The following is a 13,760-nucleotide window of genomic DNA, read 5'->3' on the forward strand; positions in this document are numbered from 1 at the left end:
CATGGCCACGGCCCGCAGCGCCTGAGCCGCGTTGTGGGTCCGCCTCAGGAAGCGCAGGTCTCGTTCCTGGAACGACTGGACGCCGATGCTCATGCGGTTGATCCCACAGGAATGGAGCCGCTTCAGCAACGGCAGGGAGAGGTCCTCGGGGTTGGCTTCCAGCGTGATCTCGGGTCGATCGGAAATGCCGAAATGCTTCGCCGCGGCCTCGAGAAGAGTGGCGACCTGGCCCGGGGTCAGCAGCGAGGGCGAGCCGCCGCCAAAATAGACTGTGTCCAATGACAGGTCCGGGTCACGCCGCAGGCGCATCTCCCGGCCAAGGTGCCGCAGCCAGGAATCGGCCTTCTCCGTTTGGAGCTTCCTCTTGAAAAAATGGCAATAGAAGCAGGCGCGGCGGCAAAAGGGGAAATGGATGTACAGCCCGGTCTTTTTCAAATCAGGGTCAGGCGCTTCAGCTCGATCCAGCCGGCGACCTGAGAGGAGGCGGAAACCTGGACCCAGTCCCGGCTGCGGTCGAGAATTTTCACTTCCAGCCCGGGATTGATCTTGAACAGTTCGGTGTTGCCCTCGCCCGGGCCGCTGCGCAAGACGGAGTCCGCCTCGCTGACTACGGCGATCGATGTCTGCTGCTGGCCGGCAGCCCGGTCATAAAGATAAACGCCGAGGGCCAGGCTGGCCAGCAAAGAAAAGGCCAACCCGTAGACGATCTTTTTCCGTTTGCCGTTCTTCAACAGCAGGAAAAGGAAAACGTTCAACGTCAGAATGGCGGCCAGCAGAAGCAGGCTCAACAAATTCACGTCCAACCGGGCCTGCACGACCTGGATGACCCGTGAAATGAAGTCAATCGTCGGCGCCGCCAGGGTGATATCCTTGAAGCTCTTGTTGACGATGGCAATGTTGCGGGCGATGGAGCCGTCCAGGGGGCGGAATTTCCGGGCGCGGAGGTAGTGAATCTTGGCGGCCAGCGGCTGGCCGAGCTTGAAATAGCAGTTGCCGATATTGTACAGAACATGCCAGTTGGTCAGCTGGCGGCTGATGCGCAGGTAGATGCCCAGCGCTTCCCCGTAGCGGCCGGCGGCGTAGCGGGCGTTGGCGGTCGAAAAATCATCTTCGACAACGGCGCGGCCGGCAACGGCCAGGAGCAGCAGCAGGACGGAGAACGGGATGATTTTATTTTTCTTCATTTTAGTTTATGGTCGATTTCCCGCAGCAATTTCCGCAGCGCCAGCAGGTCGCTTTTCAACTCGGACTGACTTTTCTTGAGCGGGGAAAATTTCGCCAGCTCCGCCTGGCCCTTGACGAACAGGAAGCGGTCGATGCTGGCGGCCGGGACCTGGCGCCGGCCCAGCAGCTCGCCGATCTTCTGGTTGCTGATCTCGGCCAAGCCCAGGCCGCTCTTTTCCACGCAATAGTATTCCAAAATGGCGGCAATGTCTTCGTAGTGCTGCACCTTGGCCAGCCGGCGCAGGGTCAGGCCGAGGATGCGCCGGTTTTTCAGCAGCGGGCTGTCAACGATGGCGCGCCGCCAGACGGTGATTTTCAGCAGGAACAGCAGGTTCACGGCGAAAAGCAGGATGATGATCCCCTTGTACCAGCCTTGGCGGTAGAGATAGCGCGCCTGGTCAACGATCGGGCCGCTTTTGATGAAATCGATGTCCTCGCCTTTCTGGACGATGGCGCTCTGCGGCAAGGTCATTGATTTTTCCGTTTTCAACTTTTCGCCGCTGACCTCGATGACGAGCGGCTGGCTGCGCAGGCTGACCAGGCTGCGGCTCTCCGGGTTGAAATACCTGAATTCCAGCGAGGGGAACGTGACGGCGGCGGCCTTGTTGAACGCCACCGGGATCTCGACGCGGACCGTCCCCTTCAAGGCGAGGGGACCATAGCCGTTCTCCTGGGAAATCTTGGCCGGATAAACCTGGAGGTATTCGTCGCTCGGCAGCGCCGGCGGGATGATGGTCTTGCAGTTGCCGCTGCCGCTGATCTCCAGCCGCAGCGTGACGATGTCGTTGATGTCGGCCTGCCTTTGCGAGCAGCTTGCCGAAAAACTGAATTGGCCGACTGGCAGCCCGGTGGCCGTTGCCGGCAGTTCGCTGACCGTGATCTTCAGCGGTTGGGTGGAGCGCAGCACCGGCCGCGCGGTGACGAACATGGAGGCGGAATCGGCCAATTGCATTTCGAACTGCAGGGCCGGGATGGTCAGTGTGCCGCTCTCGCCGGCGAACAGGGCCGCTTTGCGGATCTCGTAAACCTGATAGATGACGCCGTCTACGTTCTCGCTGCCGGCGGAAATGGATTGGGGCACCGGATACCACTCCTGCCAGAAGCCGGCAAACGATGGGCTGGAAACCATGTTCACGGCTTCGATGCGGTTGCGCGTGTACAGAAGCACCCGGAACAACAGCTGCTCGCCCTTGGTGCAGTTCGTTTTCGAGATCACGGCCCGCAGGCGGACGTCGACCGGCTGTTCCTGCCGGTCCTGGTGAAACGGCGATGCGAAAAAATCCTCGTCCAGGGGCGACGGCTGGTTGGCCTGGGCCGGAGAGCGCGGATTGAGGCTGCCTTTGACCACTTCCACCGTCAGCGCCTGGGTCTGGTAGGTGCGCCCTTCATGGCTGTATTGGACCGGCGGCAGGGTCAGTTTCCCGGTGCGCACCGGCATCAGGTAATAGGTGAACGTGGTCGAGGAGGTGCTGGCGCCGTTGCTGAATTGGAACTCCGTGCTGCGCGACGTCTGCAGGGTCTTGAAATCGTCCCAATGGCTGAGGTCGGGCTGGAGCGGATTGCTGATGTTCCTGAAAGTCAGGGTGTAGATCAGGGTGTCGTCGAGGCCGATCCTCTCGGCGTTGATGGAAGCTTTGACCTCGGCTTCAAGCGCGGGCAATGCCAGGGGAAGCGCCAGCAGCAGCAGCCAGGGGGCGATGAATGTCACTCTACCAGTCTTTTTCATTTTTAGTGGCGCCGTGCTTGCGCTTTTTCTTTTCCAGCTGTTGCTTTTCGTTCTGGTTGAGGAATTGCATCATGGCGTTGTATTTTTGCTTTGCCTGCTGCTGTTCCTGCTCCTGCGGCTGGGGGTTTTTTTGATCCTGGGGTTGTTGCTGCGGCTGCTGCTGGTTCTGCTGCTGTTTTTGCTTTTGTTCCTCGATTTTCTTCAGCGTCAGCTCGAAATTTTTCTTGCAGTCGACATCGTCGGGATTCTGGCGGAGGCTGCGCTTGTAGTTTTCCAAAGCCTGGGGGAATTGCCCCAGGCGGTAGTAGCTGTTGCCGAGGTTGTAGTAAAAATCGGCTTTGCCCAGGCGCAGGCGGCCGGGGTCCAGGCGCGAAAATTCGTCGACCGCCTCCTTGTATTTTTTCAGCTCGTACAAGGCCGAGGCGGTGTTGTTCTTGAGCTCGGGCGAGTCGGGCTTCACCCCCTTGGCGGAAAGGAAATCCTGGAGCGCTTCCGAGTACCTGCCTTGCTCGTAGGCCTGGATCCCTTTCTGGTTCTTGCGGGCGGCGGGCTCGAACCAATGCCAGTCCCACCAGTGGACGGTCGTATCCGCCCAGCCCCACAAAGTCCCCGATGAGAGGAAGATCAGAGCCGGGACCAGCAGGATCAGGAACGCTTTTTTCGCCATGTTATTTTCCTGTCGCTGAGGAGCATTTCAGCGACCAGCAGCAGGACCGCCAGCAGCAGGGGATATTGGAAGCGGTCGATTTTTTTGCTCTTCACTTTCTGGTTCAAGAGCGTTCGTTCGTACGTTTTCAGGATGCGGATAAAGGATTCGATGCCGGAGGCGGCGCTTAAGCGGTAATATTGCCCCTGGCCGGCCGAGGCGATGCGGATCAGTGTGCCTTCGTCGAGCTGCGATCTGACGATGTTGCCCCGGGCGTCCTTTTTCCAGTCGACGGTCTTGCCGTCGGCATCCAGGATGGGGATCGGCGCGCCGGCGGGGATGCCGACGCCCACGGTAAAAATCGTGATCTTTTCCTTCTGGAGCTGCTGGAGCGAATCGGGCCAATGGTTCTCCAGGTCTTCGCCGTCGGTGATCAGCACCAGCAATTTCTGGTTGTTGGGGGTTTTCTTGAACATGCGCAGGGCCAGGTCGAACCCTTGCGCGAAATCGGTTCCCTGCTCCTCGGCCGGGCTGACCCGCGAAGCCATGGCCATGAGCTTGAACGCCTCGTAATCCATGGTCAACGGGCATTGGACATAGGCCACGGCGGCGAAATTGATCTGGCTGACCAGGTCGGTTTTCAGGGCGTCGACGATGGTCACGATCAGGTTCTTGGCCACCTCCAGGCGGCTGGGCTGGAGGTCCCCGGCGTTCATCGAATTGGAGGTGTCGAGGAGGAAAACGATCTCCAGGCCGCGATTCCAGATGACCAGCAGTGTGAAGGGGATAAGGAGCAGCAGCAGTAGCAGCAGGTTGGGGTTGGCGAAGGTCATGGGAGTATATGCGGTATTCTCATAACTATTGATTCAGCCATTTTCGTCAGAATTATAGCAGAAAAAGACGGGGGAAAAAAGATGGCGGGGGGTTCAAAATGAATGTGGGGGTTCAATAATGAACGTGTAGGGGTTCAATATGATATCTTGGGAGACTGTATTGAACCCCTACATTTGATATTCCAAATCTCGCATTGAGCCCCTACATGACCACCCCAAACAATTCGATCTGATGTTATCTCGTTTTGAACCCCAACATCCCATCCAAATTCGTTTTGTATTGAATTTATTTAATACAGGGATTTTCATCATCGGTATCCCAATTGGCCGGATTATTTCTGATGTATTGTTGAATTCTTTTTAATTCGCCGTTATCGCGGATCACGCGATCATGGAAATTCCTTTGCCAGATGAATTGATCGAAACCGTTTTCTTTGCAGCGTTTGGTAACCGCTGTTTTATATGTGCGGATAATCGAACCGATCGATTTCGGGACAATATGTTGAAATGAATGGAACCGGGGTTCAACAGGATGTAGGGGTTCAATATGATTTTGTTTGATCTCGTATTGAACCCCTACATTGGCGATATCTTCTATGATCAAAATCCCGTGGATATGGTTGGGCATGATGCAGTATTCATCCAGTCTGATATTTGGGAAATGGCGGGGAATGTTTTTCCAATATCTTTCGGCAATCCTCCCGACCGGAGAGAGGAGCATGCTTTTGTTTTCTATGGTTCCAAAAATCAATTCTCTATTTTGGGTGCAGATGGTCAGGAAATATTTCCCAGACGCAGAATAGTCACGCCCACGCATACGGATGGATCGGCGGCGCTGGACCTCGGGATCGAATTTCATCGTGCCAATTTATCATGTACGGTGAAAATTTGCGAATATTCTCCAGAATGATGAAAATTCGAATAAACGTTGGGTTTCAATATGAACGTTGGGGTTCAATATGATCTCAGGGGTTCAATATGATCGTAGGGGTTCAATATGATCTCAGGGAGCTCGTATTGAACCCCTACCTGAACCCCTACATGAACCCCTCCATTTGATACCTGGTAATTTTGTATTGAATCTTACATCGTTTACAAGGTGCTTTGAAACCGCTACAATGGGGCCATGAAGAAAAATCCTATGCGCGTTCTTTTGGTCGGCTTCGGCAACGTGGCCCGGAAGATGGCGGCCATGCTGACCGGGGAACGGGAAAAATATCCTGGCCTGGCCGGCTTGGACATGGAGATGATCGCCATTTTCACCGGGCGGCACGGGGGCCTGGTCGATCCAGCCGGCATCGGCCTGGCAGCGGCGCTTGAGCAATTTGAAAAGAATGGCGCTTTTCCCGAGGCGCCCATGCCGGTGCTCAAGGCGGTGCAGACGCTCGATTACGACGTGCTGGTGGAGCTGTCTACCCTGGACATCGAAAAACGGGGCGACCCGGCCGTCTCCCATGTTCGCGCCGCGCTTGAGCGCGGGAAGCACGCGGTCACGGCCAACAAGGGGCCTGCCGCCTTCGCCTTCCGCGAGCTGGACGAGCTGGCGCACAGGAAGGGAGTTCGCTTTCTCTTCGAGAGCGCGGTGATGGACGGCACGCCGATCTTCTGCCTGGGGCGCGCCCTGCCCGCCTGCCGGGTCACCGGCTTCTCCGGCATCTTCAACACCACCAGCAATTTCGTCCTCTCGCGCCTGGAGGCGGGCGAATCCATGGCCGCTGCTGTCCGCACCGCCCAGAGCCTCGGCTTCGCCGAAGCCGACCCGCGCCTGGATATCGACGGCTGGGATTCCGCGGCCAAGACCGCCATCCTGGCGAACTTTTTCCTGGCTGCCGACACAGACCCGCAAAAAATCGCGCCGCGCGGGATCGGAGACATAAAGCCGGAGGATATTGCCCGGGCCGCGGCCGCGGGCAAGCGGCTGAAGCTGGTCTGCCGGGCTTGGCGGGAGGGTGGGTCGGTGCGGGCCGAGGTGAGGCCGCAGGAAGTGCCGGCCGGCAGCTATTTTTCCATGGTCAACGGCCGGGCCGCCGCCCTGCGCCTCGAAACCGATATGCTGGGGCCGTTCTGGTTCTTGGAGGAAAACCCCGACCTGAAGGATACCGCCTCTGGGGTTCTCCAGGACCTGGTGACCGTAGTGGCGAGCCGATAGGAGGAACGAATGGCTATAGATTGGAGAAAAATAGCGGGATTGCTGATTTCGGTTGTGCTGGTTTGTTCGCTGGCGCCGGCGCAGGCTGGCGCGGGAGGGGACTCGGTTTGGAAACAGGAGCTCCTGCGGGAACGGGAGCAGAAGGATATCGAATTCAAGACCTCGGCGACGTCACCCATGGCCGGAAGCGTGCGCCTGACCATCACCACCCGTGAAAAAACGTACATCGCGCTCAGCGCCGGCGTTGTCTCCCTCCAGCCTCAGGCTGGGGCCGGAACGATTTTCGCCGTATCGGCGCGGGAGGGGAAATGGTATTGGCACGACGCCGTCGGCACCGTTTCCTGCAGCCAGGGCGAGCGCTCCGTCGTTTCCGACGTTGACGCGCTGACGGCCGGGAGCCTGTTCAAGGTCGACCGCTTCACCCTGGCCGTTTATCCGGGGCCCGACACCCTGGCCCTGATCGTTTTCGATCCGCAGCGCCCGCAGCTGCTCGCTTTCAAACACCTGCTCTATTTTCCCCCCGCTCCGGCCTATGCCGTGAAGGCGCGGCTGGAAAAGTTTCCCGAGCAGCGGGAGATCAAGATCATCACCACCCGCAAGCTGGAGAAGACCTTCTACCGCTACGGCCGGGTCCATTTCCAGCTGCAGGGCCGGGATCTGGAACTGACCGCCTTGAAGTCAAGTTTGGAGGGACCCGATTCCGACACCCTTTTCATTCCTTTCAAGGACGACACCAACGGCAAGGAATCGTATGAGGTCGGGCGCTTCATCGATGCGCCGGATCCGGCCGGCGAGGAATTCATCCTGGATTTCAACCGCTGCTATAACCCGCTGTGCAACTATTCCCCTGCCTACAACTGCCCGCTGCCGCCCCTGGAAAATATTTTAGATGTCGTTATCCCGGCAGGAGAAAAAACCTATCCCCATTGAAATTTTCCATTAGGGAGTGACCATGAAATCACGAACGTTGTTTTGCATTTGGATCATGCTGCTCGCGGCGCTGCCCGCCATTGCGCAGGCAAACTTAGTGAAGATCAACCAGTGGCTGGTTTTGGGCCCGGCTGAAATCCTGGCCGACGGCGCGGCCCTCCCGGCGGGCGAGGACGCGGCGCTGGAATACGACTTCCTGGCGCCGCTCCGGCTTTGCCCGCAAGCGGTGGAGGACGTGCGCTGGGGCAGCCAGCGGCAGTTAAGCTGGCAGCCGGCGCCGGCGCGCTTCAGCGGCTCCGCCTCCAGGCAGGCGGTCTATTTGGCCGTCTACCTGGAAAGCCAGCGCTGGCTGCAGGCGGAGCTGGCGTTGGAAGCGCCGTTCGCGCTCAAGGTATATTTTGACGGTGCGCCGGTCAAGGAAGCGGGGAAAAACAGTTACCTGCTGAGCCTGGCCAACGGCAAGCACCTGCTGCTGATCAAAGGGTTAATGCCTGCCGGCGCCAACAAGAGCTATCAACTGCAGGCCAGCCTGGCGAACAACCCGGCTTTCGCCGCCGCTCCGGTCGATGTTTCCCTGGTTCCCGACCGGCGCACAAGCATGGAAGACGTCCTGAACCTGGTGAACATCAACGAGGTTTTCCTGGCCCCGGACGGGAGACGGGTGGCGGTGGCATTGAGCCAGCGTCCATTCGGCGAAAGCGAAAGCAACAGCTGGCTCGAGATCTTGGAGACAGAGAACGGCAACCGGGTTTTCAGCTCGCAGGGTTTCGGTGCCGTCGACAATTTCCAATGGCTGAAGGATTCGCGCAGTTTTTCCTTCAGCCGCGAGCGGAAAGAGGCGACCTACCTCTGCGTCTACGATCTTGGCAGCCACGCCTGCCGGACCATCCTGGCCGGCATAAAAAATTTCGCAGTCTGCTGGTGGGCCGACGATAATACGTTCCTGGTGTACGCCACCCGGGAAGAAGCCGACAAGGAGAAGACCTTCCACCGCGTCAAGAACCTCGACGACCGCTGGCGCTCCCCGGAACGGCGCCAGGCGCTGACCCTGTTTTTCCCCGAGTCGGGCGTGCGTCAGCCCCTGGCCGGCTTTGCGGACAACTTCAGCCAGGTGCGCATCAGCCCCGACGGGCGCCTGCTGCTGCTGGCTGCCAAAAGCGAGGACGACCGGGTACGCCCCTATCATAAAAACACGCTGGTGCTGGTCACCCTGGCCGACGGCCGGCGGGAAAAGATCCTAGACGACCCCTGGATCGAAGATTTCTGCTGGTCGCCCGATAACAAAAAGTTGCTCCTGCTGGGGGGTCCATCCGCTTTTACCGGCCTGGGCAGTACCCTGCCCAATGGGACGATCCCCAACGATTACGATTGGCAGGCCTATGTCTTCGATCTGAAGACCCGCAAAGCCGAGGCGCTGAGCCGCAGGTTCGCTCCGGCCATCAGCTCGGCCGTCTGGCATGCCGGCGGCAGCATTTACCTGCAGGTGACCGACAACGATTATGCCCGCCTGTACCGTTGCGCCCCGGCCGAAAAGAAATTCGCGCGTTTAGAGACCGCGGTAGATGCCGTGGAAAAAGTCAGCTTTGCAAAAATCCGCAAAGCCGTCTATTCGGGTTCCTGCCTCGGCGCTCCGCAGAAGTTGTTCGTATCTGGCCTGGACGGGGAAAAGCCGCGCCTGCTGAAGGACTACAATCAAGCCCAATTCGACCGCGTGCGCTTCGGCCGCAGCGAGAACTGGACCTTCAAGACCAATGAGGGCAAGACGATCGGGGGCTATATCCTCTACCCGCCCGGGTTCGATCCGGAGCGCCTCTATCCCTGCATCGTCAATTACTACGGTGGGGTCACCCCGACCGGCCGCAATTTCGGCGGCCGCTATCCCAAGGACTGGTACGCCGCCAACGGCTACATCGTCTGCGTCCTACAACCCAGCGGCGCCATCGGTTACGGCCAGGAATTTTCCAGCCTGCACGTCAACGACTGGGGCGAGATCACCTCGGCCGAGATCATCCGCGGCGTCGAAGAGCTGCTGCGTACCCATCCCTACATCGACAACCGCCGCGTGGGCGCCATCGGCGCTTCTTACGGGGGTTTCTTAACAGAGGTGCTGGCCAGCAAGACCGAGTTGTTCGCCGCCATGATCTCCCATGCCGGCATTAGCGCCATCTCCTCTTACTGGGGGGTGGGCGACTGGGGATACGATTACAACGCTATTGCCGCGGCCAACAGTTTCCCCTGGAACCGCAAGGATATCTACGTCGGCCACAGCCCGCTGTTCATGGCCGAGCGGATCAAGAAGCCCCTGCTCCTGCTGCACGGCGAAGAGGACAACAACGTGCCTCCCGGCGAAAGCTACCAGATGTTCGCCGCCCTGAAGCTGCAGGGCAAGGAGGTGGCGCTGGTCACCTTCCCCGGCCAGCAGCATTTCATCCTGGACCCGGCGCAGCGGCTGCGCTGGCTGCAGACCATCATGGCCTGGTTCGACCGCTGGCTGAAGGGGCAGGGCGAATGGTGGAAGGATCTGTACCCAGAGTGAGATTAATACTCGGTTTACGGTTCACGGTATACGGTCGACGGTAGGACATTTTCAAGAAATTATTCCAGAAATTACTTACCGTAAACCGTATACCGTCTACCGTATACCAAGATCTTCAAAGGCCCATGTCCGCCAGCGCCTGATCGTAGGTTTCGGCCTGGATCCAGTGCCGCTGCAGCATGCGGCCGGCGATGATTTTGCGCTTGCGGTTCATGCGCCTGTTGTCGTTGCCGGTCGTCGAGAAACGGTGTGGATTGGGCAGGACCGAGGCCAGGCGAATGGCCTGGGAAAGTGAGAGGGCCGCGGCCGGGCACTGGAAATAGATCCGGGCGGCGGCTTCGGCGCCGTAGATGCCGTCCCCCCATTCGATCAGGTTCAGGTAGAGTTCCAGGATGCGTTTCTTGCTCAGCTCATTTTCCAGCCTGATGGCGATGGCCGCCTCGCGCAGCTTGCGCCAAAGGCTCTGCCCGGGATTCAAGAAAAGGTTCTTGGCCAACTGCTGGGTGATGGTCGAGCCGCCTCGGCGCACCCGCTTCTTTTCGATGTTGGTTTCCAGCGCCTTGCGCATGGACGCCCAGTCGAATCCATCGTGCTCGAAAAATTTGTCGTCTTCGGCGATCAGCACCGCCTGAATGAGATAGGGGGAGATGCGGGAAAGGGGGACGCGCCTCCATAGCCGCCGCGCCTTGACCCCGTTTTGCCTGGCCTGTTCGGAACGGAATCTCATCATCGCCGTTTCATGAGGATTTTCTTTTTTCAGCCAGGCGACATCGGGCAAGGTCAGCCAGAACAGCAACCCCCCAATCAGGGCGAATGCCAGGAGCGCGGCGCCGATGAGCAGCCAGTGGCGCTTGCCCCTTGCCGGAATCTCGTTGGTCTCCATGCGTGCAGGGTAATGCAATCGCTGCTTGCTGTCAAGAAGTAAAAACTCATCCCCCAGCCCCCCATTGCGGGGTGGCATCGCCAGATACCTCACAAACCCGTTAGGCAACATGGAAAAAAACACCCTGTTCATTACCGGCGGCGCCGGTTTTATCGGCAGCAATTTCATCCACCACCTGTTCGTCGACCCCGGGTTTTCGGGAAGGGTCGTCAATTACGACAAGCTGACCTATGCCGGCAATGAAGACAACCTGACCGCGATCAAGGAAAAATGGCAGGGAAAGAGATACTTTTTCATCAAGGGCGATATCAACGACCGGCCGCTGCTAAAGGATGCCTTGGACCGCTTCCAACCGCAGGCTGTCATCAATTTCGCCGCCGAAAGCCACGTCGACCGGTCGATCGACGCGCCGATGGTTTTTATCGATACCAATATCAAGGGAACCGCCTGCCTGCTGGAAGAAGCCCTGGCCTATTGGCAATCCCGCCCCGGCGTTGCCAGGGAAAAATTCCGCTTCCTGCATATCTCCACCGATGAGGTTTTCGGCGCGCTGGCCGATAGCGGACTGTTCAGCGAAAAAACCCCCTACCATCCCAACTCGCCCTACGCCGCTTCCAAGGCGGCTTCCGACCACCTGCTGAACGCCTGGCACCAGACGTTCGGCCTGCCGGTCCTGCTGACCAATTGCTCGAACAACTACGGCCCCTACCAGTTTCCCGAGAAGCTGATCCCTCTGACGATCATCAACTGCCTGCACGAGAAACCCCTGCCCGTTTACGGCCGCGGGGCCAACATCCGCGACTGGCTGTACGTTGACGACCACTGCGGCGCGTTGCAGCGGGTCCTGGCCGAAGGCAAGATCGGCACCTCGTACAACATCGGCGGCGGCAACGAGCTCAAGAATATCGATGTCGTGAAGAGCATCTGCGCGATCATGGATCGCCTCAAGCCCCGGGCCGGGGGCAAAACGCATGCGGACTTGATCGCCTTTGTCAGCGACCGGCCGGGGCACGATTACCGCTACGCCATCGATTTTGCCAAGATCAAGAACGAGCTTGGCTGGCAACCCGGGCACAATTTCGCTTCCGGCCTCCAGGAGACCGTGCAGTGGTACATCGACCATGAAGCCTGGTGGCAGGCCATCCGCGAGAAGAAATACGACCTGGCCAGGCTCGGAACCAGGAGATGAAAGGAAGCATGAAGATCACGGCCAGTGAAATTCCCGACGTGAAGATCATCGAGCCCCGGGTTTTCGGCGACCGGCGCGGCTATTTTTTCGAATCCTATCGCCATGACGACTTCGCCAGGGCTGTCGGCCCGATGCAATTCGTCCAGGAAAACGAGTCGTTCTCCGTTCACGGGGTCTTACGCGGGCTCCATTTCCAGAAGCCGCCAGTGGCCCAGGGCAAGCTGGTTCGGGTGGTCCGCGGCGAAGTGCTGGATGTCGCCGTCGACATCCGTTGCGGCTCGCCCTGGTTCGGGAAACACGTGGCCAGGAAATTGAACGAGGAGAACAAGTGGCAGATGTGGGTCCCCGCCGGCTTCGCGCACGGGTACGTGGTTTTGAGCGACGAAGCCATCTTCGCCTATATGTGCGACAATTATTATTCGCCGGAGCATGAAGCCGGGATACGCTATGACGACCCGTTCTTGAAAATCGACTGGATACTGGACAAAGCGAAAATACAGGTGTCGGAGAAAGACAGCCAACATCCCTGTTTCGAAGAAATAATTTCTGCAGAATATTTTCAATTTGCATAACCATTGACTCCGTATCTCGTTATTTACTATAAGGGAACTTGTTTTCATTGATCATGAATTTATCAGGATGATCCAAAGTAAAAAGGAGTTGAACATGATGGAACGTGTAGGAAGCAATGTGAGCGCCATGGCGTTCAAGGTCTTGGCAAGTGCAGCGCTGCTGGCAATTTGCACAAGCGCCATGATTACGGCCGCATCCGGTCAAGAAAAGGCGAAGCTCGGATGCTTCGTCATCCGCGCCGTGCGCGTGTTCGACGGGGAAAAGGTGATCGACAAAGCCATGGTGCTCGTGCGCGACGGCAAAATAGAGAACGTGGCTGCGGCCGTAAAAATTCCAGCTTGTGCCCAGATCATCGACGGCAAAGGCAAGACCCTGTTGCCCGGCCTGATTGATTCCCATACCCATATCTTCGGCGTCGGGCTGCAGCAATCCGTACAGTTCGGCGTGACCACCGACATCGATATGTTCACCAGCGTCGAGCTCGTCAAAGCGATGAAGGACCAGCAAGCGGCGGGTGTCACTCCCGACCGCGCCGACCTTGTCTCCTCCGGCACGCTGGCCACGGTACCCGGCGGGCATGGGACCGAATACGGCTTGGTCATTCCCACCCTGTCGAGGCCGGAGGAGGCGCAGGCTTTCGTGGACGCCCGCATCGCTGAGGGCTCTGACTTCATCAAGATCATCTACAGCCATGGCTGGAAGTTCCCTTCCCTGGACAAGCCGACCATGGCCGCTTTGATCACCGCCGCCCACAAACGCAATAAACTGGCGGCCGTGCACATAGACAATCTGCAGGATGCCAGCGATGCCATTGAATGTGGAGCCGACATCCTGGCCCATATCTGGTGCGATCGGGAACCGGCCGATGCCCTGATGGCCCTTGCCCGCAAGCGCCATGTCATCCTGATCCCCACATTGACGGTCACCAGCAGCATTTGCGGCTTGAAACCTGGCCTGGCGCTGAGCAAAGATCCCCAGCTTGAGCCCCTGATCGATTCCGCGGCCCTGTCAAGCTTGGAGCGGGAATTTCCCAATATTGAGGCCAATGAGGAGAATTTCAAGCGGGCGCAA

The 13,760-nt window shown here is 58.5% G+C and carries 13 protein-coding genes; 6 read left to right on the forward strand and 7 right to left on the reverse strand.

The features are described 5' to 3' along the window. From NTW95_13500 to NTW95_13525, 6 genes are all read right to left on the reverse strand, one after another. A partial coding sequence (locus NTW95_13500) for a radical SAM protein (GenBank protein ID MCX6558421.1) occupies positions 1-435 on the reverse strand: 435 nt, incomplete at its 3' end. Then, a complete protein-coding gene (locus NTW95_13505; GenBank protein ID MCX6558422.1) occupies positions 432-1,184 on the reverse strand; it encodes an SH3 domain-containing protein in 753 nt (250 codons plus the stop codon). The genes NTW95_13500 and NTW95_13505, both read right to left, overlap by 4 nt. Further along, positions 1,181-2,950, reverse strand: coding sequence for a BatD family protein (locus tag NTW95_13510; protein MCX6558423.1), 1,770 nt, complete (start codon positions 2,948-2,950; stop codon positions 1,181-1,183). The genes NTW95_13505 and NTW95_13510 overlap by 4 nt, the downstream gene beginning before the upstream one ends. Continuing rightward, positions 2,934-3,617, reverse strand: a complete 684-nt coding sequence (locus tag NTW95_13515) for a tetratricopeptide repeat protein (protein MCX6558424.1) — start codon at positions 3,615-3,617, stop codon at positions 2,934-2,936. Before NTW95_13515 ends, NTW95_13510 begins: the two co-directional genes overlap by 17 nt. Then, on the reverse strand, positions 3,596-4,429 hold the full coding sequence (locus tag NTW95_13520; protein ID MCX6558425.1) for a VWA domain-containing protein: 834 nt from the start codon (positions 4,427-4,429) through the stop codon (positions 3,596-3,598). The genes NTW95_13515 and NTW95_13520 overlap by 22 nt, the downstream gene beginning before the upstream one ends. Before the next feature lie 286 nt (positions 4,430-4,715). Then, entirely contained in the window at positions 4,716-5,288 is a 573-nt protein-coding gene (locus NTW95_13525) for a hypothetical protein (GenBank protein ID MCX6558426.1), read from the reverse strand. A 267-nt stretch (positions 5,289-5,555) separates the two neighbouring features. On the opposite strand from NTW95_13525, the gene NTW95_13530 reads away from it, so the two are divergent. From NTW95_13530 to NTW95_13540, 3 genes are read left to right on the forward strand one after another with little or no spacing between them, the layout of a single operon-like run. Continuing rightward, positions 5,556-6,578: a homoserine dehydrogenase gene (locus tag NTW95_13530; GenBank protein MCX6558427.1), complete on the forward strand. Its 1,023-nt coding sequence runs from the start codon at positions 5,556-5,558 to the stop codon at positions 6,576-6,578. Between the two features lie 9 nt (positions 6,579-6,587). After that, a complete protein-coding gene (locus NTW95_13535) occupies positions 6,588-7,508 on the forward strand; it encodes a DUF1684 domain-containing protein (protein MCX6558428.1) in 921 nt (306 codons plus the stop codon). 22 nt (positions 7,509-7,530) lie between these two features. Next, positions 7,531-10,044 (forward strand): S9 family peptidase, encoded by a 2,514-nt coding sequence (locus tag NTW95_13540; protein ID MCX6558429.1) that lies wholly within the window; start codon positions 7,531-7,533, stop codon positions 10,042-10,044. Between the two features lie 115 nt (positions 10,045-10,159). On the opposite strand, the gene mtgA is transcribed toward NTW95_13540, so the two are convergent. Further along, positions 10,160-10,927, reverse strand: a complete 768-nt coding sequence (gene mtgA / locus NTW95_13545) for a monofunctional biosynthetic peptidoglycan transglycosylase (protein ID MCX6558430.1) — start codon at positions 10,925-10,927, stop codon at positions 10,160-10,162. A gap of 109 nt (positions 10,928-11,036) precedes the next feature. Here mtgA and rfbB point away from each other — a divergent pair, with 109 nt between their 5' ends. From rfbB to NTW95_13560, 3 genes are all read left to right on the forward strand, one after another. Continuing rightward, positions 11,037-12,116 (forward strand): dTDP-glucose 4,6-dehydratase, encoded by a 1,080-nt coding sequence (rfbB, locus tag NTW95_13550; protein ID MCX6558431.1) that lies wholly within the window; start codon positions 11,037-11,039, stop codon positions 12,114-12,116. Positions 12,117-12,124: 8 nt separating this feature from the next. After that, positions 12,125-12,688: a dTDP-4-dehydrorhamnose 3,5-epimerase gene (rfbC, locus tag NTW95_13555; GenBank protein ID MCX6558432.1), complete on the forward strand. Its 564-nt coding sequence runs from the start codon at positions 12,125-12,127 to the stop codon at positions 12,686-12,688. 94 nt (positions 12,689-12,782) lie between these two features. After that, the coding region (locus NTW95_13560; protein MCX6558433.1) for a hypothetical protein at positions 12,783-13,760 on the forward strand (978 nt) is incomplete at its 3' end.

Source organism: Candidatus Aminicenantes bacterium (assembly GCA_026393795.1).
Taxonomy (GTDB): domain Bacteria; phylum Acidobacteriota; class Aminicenantia; order UBA2199; family UBA2199; genus UBA2199.

What these genes read in the sequence shown, in the direction of transcription:
- NTW95_13505 (MCX6558422.1), bottom strand. Translation starts at nt 1,184, where the DNA reads ATGAAGAAAAATAAAATCATCCCGTTCTCCGTCCTGCTGCTGCTCCTG.
- NTW95_13510 (MCX6558423.1), bottom strand. Translation starts at nt 2,950, where the DNA reads ATGAAAAAGACTGGTAGAGTGACATTCATCGCCCCCTGGCTGCTGCTG.
- NTW95_13515 (MCX6558424.1), bottom strand. Translation starts at nt 3,617, where the DNA reads ATGGCGAAAAAAGCGTTCCTGATCCTGCTGGTCCCGGCTCTGATCTTC.
- NTW95_13520 (MCX6558425.1), bottom strand. Translation starts at nt 4,429, where the DNA reads ATGACCTTCGCCAACCCCAACCTGCTGCTACTGCTGCTGCTCCTTATC.
- NTW95_13525 (MCX6558426.1), bottom strand. Translation starts at nt 5,288, where the DNA reads ATGAAATTCGATCCCGAGGTCCAGCGCCGCCGATCCATCCGTATGCGT.
- NTW95_13530 (MCX6558427.1), top strand. Translation starts at nt 5,556, where the DNA reads ATGAAGAAAAATCCTATGCGCGTTCTTTTGGTCGGCTTCGGCAACGTG.
- NTW95_13535 (MCX6558428.1), top strand. Translation starts at nt 6,588, where the DNA reads ATGGCTATAGATTGGAGAAAAATAGCGGGATTGCTGATTTCGGTTGTG.
- NTW95_13540 (MCX6558429.1), top strand. Translation starts at nt 7,531, where the DNA reads ATGAAATCACGAACGTTGTTTTGCATTTGGATCATGCTGCTCGCGGCG.
- mtgA (MCX6558430.1), bottom strand. Translation starts at nt 10,927, where the DNA reads ATGGAGACCAACGAGATTCCGGCAAGGGGCAAGCGCCACTGGCTGCTC.
- rfbB (MCX6558431.1), top strand. Translation starts at nt 11,037, where the DNA reads ATGGAAAAAAACACCCTGTTCATTACCGGCGGCGCCGGTTTTATCGGC.
- rfbC (MCX6558432.1), top strand. Translation starts at nt 12,125, where the DNA reads ATGAAGATCACGGCCAGTGAAATTCCCGACGTGAAGATCATCGAGCCC.